The 2,636-nt window shown below is 34.0% G+C and carries 3 protein-coding genes and 1 pseudogene; all 4 read right to left on the bottom strand.

Features of this window, described 5'->3' with window-relative positions; translation table 11 throughout:
- Positions 1 to 162: pseudogene (locus AC1DJR_RS25640) on the bottom strand (DUF2306 domain-containing protein); the annotation flags it as partial.
- Positions 163 to 306: 144 nt separating this feature from the next.
- Complete coding sequence (locus AC1DJR_RS25635; protein WP_477003822.1) at positions 307 to 963, bottom strand: GAP family protein; 657 nt, start codon at positions 961 to 963, stop codon at positions 307 to 309.
- A 13-nt stretch (positions 964 to 976) separates the two neighbouring features.
- On the bottom strand, positions 977 to 1,735 hold the full coding sequence (locus AC1DJR_RS25630) for a MerR family transcriptional regulator (protein ID WP_429692060.1): 759 nt from the start codon (positions 1,733 to 1,735) through the stop codon (positions 977 to 979).
- 111 nt (positions 1,736 to 1,846) lie between these two features.
- Positions 1,847 to 1,990 carry a hypothetical protein gene (locus AC1DJR_RS25625; RefSeq protein WP_170972793.1) on the bottom strand — a complete coding sequence of 48 codons (144 nt, stop codon included), beginning with the start codon at positions 1,988 to 1,990 and terminating at the stop codon, positions 1,847 to 1,849.
- Positions 1,991 to 2,636: the final 646 nt, after the last annotated feature.

Genomic DNA, 2,636 nt, shown 5'->3' with positions numbered 1-2,636 from the left:
AAATAACATAATGTACCAAAACGTACTCATTTTAGATAGAAACATAAGCTTCATTTGAACAAACCCTGCTTGAAATCCATCCATAATAAAATATTGGATAACAGCATAACAAGCTACTAAAATAGCTGAAAAAGTAAATATAAACCAAGTTTTTTTATTCATAATTCGACCACCTTCTTACAACATTTAAGAGAATTAGGACATATTTTTCAGCCTACAATTATCAACAGTAATAGCACTTTCGCCTTTATTATCATTTAAACGAATAACACCTAATTAATAAAAAGGAGGTTCTGGAGATACGCCCTACAAATAATCCTGGCTATTATAAATCAGGATGAGTCCAACTATACACATAATCCACGAAAGAGCCGATCCTGTATTATTAGCGATTTTCACTCGAAGCTTCTCGAGAGATGTTTGCATCCACCGCCCAAACAGGAGATAGAAGAGAAACAGCACGAGGGAAGGCAACACCATGATAAAGTTGTATCCAGCTAAAATAGAAGACCATTCCACCCACGATAGATTAGAAGTAGTCATTATGCCAATTGCTACAAAATAMGGAAAWGCAGTACCTACTTCAATTAATGAAGTAGTGAATCCCAGAGCAACCATTGAAAGAATGCTTTTTGATTTTGGTGTAGGTAGGTCTGAGCTTTTCTTTGTTGGAACATAAAAACTTGCTATGAACAATATCACCCCAATAATAAAGAACGTCCAGCYTACGATTCGATTTTGAAATACGCCAGAAATAATCTCAAGCAAGAARTCTAATCCTAACATGAGTGAAACTCCAACAGCAAAATAAAATCCTGCTATCGTCAATAAATAAACCAATAAACGTTTGGTAAGTCTCTCTTTATCTGTTAAAAGCAAATATACTGTTACCCCTAATGTGAAAGGGCTTAGCGTGTCCAATAGGGCCAATCCTCCTATTAGGAGAAGTAGTTCTGTACTCATCATTCTTTCCCCCTTATTCCGGTTGGGGATTATTCTTTTCAGCCATAAAAATGGCATATGCCTGATCCATAAACTCAAGCACATCCTGGTCAATTGGATATAATCCCAGTTTCTCTGATTGCTTTGGCGACATCCTTATTTTCCACAGCTTATCTACAAATTCATCCTCACCTTCAAACTCCTCTAAGCGTTTTTCGTCCATTCTTCTAATGATATTTTGGACTTTGGGTGCTTTTGGGCCGTCCCTCATATAATGCTTTAACTGACCTATCAGAGCAACCCATTCGAGTGACTCAGGGTTGTCACTCGTCATATTGGGAACCTTTTCCCATAGTTTCATATCTCTGTCTTTAAATAAAGATTCGCGATAATACTGCTGTATTTCTTTATCTTTATTGGATAATTGTATAATCTTCTGAATTGCGGTCCAGTTTTCTGTCCCTTCTATCGCAATTCCATGTATCAATTCCCGTATGGATAACTCTATTTTCTTTAAATTTTCCTGTTCTTTTATTACAAAAGATAATTGACTCTTTAAACTCTCCGACCAATCCCACTCACTGGAAGCRAGCATATTYTTAATCTCGTGTAACGAAAATCCAATCTTTTTTAAAAATTGAACCTGCTGTAGTTTTTTTATTTCTTCATTCGTATATAAACGATGGCCGCCCTCTGTTTTGGATGCTGGTTTTAATAGGCCAATTTTATCGTAGTAGCGCAGTGTTCTTACTGTAACACCTGTCAGCTCTCCAACCTTATTAATGTGTATCAACTAATAAACCTACCTTCCTGTACGTTAAGATTCTAGCATTAACAACTGCTTTATTCTTTCGACCTTATCATTTTCTTTTCTCACTTGTCCTTACCATAAGTCTTTATGTATTTATTCTTCTTTACGAAAAAAATTCTGAAGTACGTACCCTATTCCCAAACCAATCAGTACACCTGGAAATGCATGATCCATTGTCAGTCCAATACCTGCACCTATAATGACACACCCATAAATAATAATATCTTTCTGTTTCATTTATAAACCTCCTAATTTTTTAATCACATTTATCTCGAGAACACGTTACTAAATAGTATATAAAATGACCTAACGTCAGCTTCAAGTTTTTATTTTCTTTTTAGATTTTCGTATATTAATTTATATGGAAATTATAATTACCGTGGCATCAGCGTATCTTGTAGATTTGAAATAAAGTTTGATTAAAAATACTTCGCAAACTCATGCTTTACGATAAATAAAAAGAAACCATTTTGAAAAAAAGATTGATTAAAATGGTTTCTTCTAGAGCAGATTTAAGTTTGATTTACATAAATACGTTTAATCATTTTCTATCTGTGTTATTCAACAATCGTGCCCAATTGTTGAATAACATAACTGGCATTTCTTTAAACACTACAGAAACGACTTTATTGTAAATTAAACAACTTTATTATCGCTGTACATAAAGATTGATTAAAAACCCATCTGCAATCCTTATATTAAGGGTTTTCTGTCTGATTAAATTACAACTTTTTATAATAAAGTCTGATCATTTCTTACTCCACAAAAGCCCCCGTTAGCGACATAAAAATACTCCCGCTTTTTTAAATTCCTTTGAGGTCGCCTTTAATGATTGCGTACATATATAAATCATCAAATTTTCCACAAGTATATTCATAATGCC

The sequence above is a fragment of the Bacillus sp. 05T31 genome, assembly GCF_056396725.1.
This window is presented reverse-complemented; position numbering and strand designations above follow the sequence as displayed.